Origin of the sequence: Phormidium sp. CCY1219, assembly GCF_035615515.1 — a bacterium.
Taxonomy (GTDB): domain Bacteria; phylum Cyanobacteriota; class Cyanobacteriia; order Cyanobacteriales; family Laspinemataceae; genus CCY1219.
Genome location: NZ_JAJENT010000614.1, coordinates 1 through 262, shown reverse-complemented (window position 1 = coordinate 262; position 262 = coordinate 1). Strand labels below are relative to the sequence as shown.

Sequence of the window (262 nt, the reverse complement as noted above, 5' to 3'; positions counted from 1 at the left end):
GCCCAAACGGTGGAAGAGCGACAACAGGAAGCGGAACGATTGTTGGAACTGGGGATTGAGCAGTATGGGCAAAGTCAGTTTCGTGAAGCATTACAATCGTGGGAACGGGCGCTGGAAATATATCGGGCGATCGGCGACAAAGCGGGGGAAGGCAGAACCCTCAACAACCTGGGAAATGTTTACCGGAATCTGGGAGAATACGCCGAAGCAGAGCAATACTTCCTGCAATCGTTAGAGATAGCACGAGAAATTGGGGACAAAC

General features: G+C 51.5%; 1 protein-coding gene. It reads left to right on the top strand.

Annotated features, from left to right (window positions below):
- On the top strand, positions 1–262 hold a 262-nt coding region (locus tag LKK83_RS17190; protein WP_324632476.1), incomplete at both ends, for a tetratricopeptide repeat protein.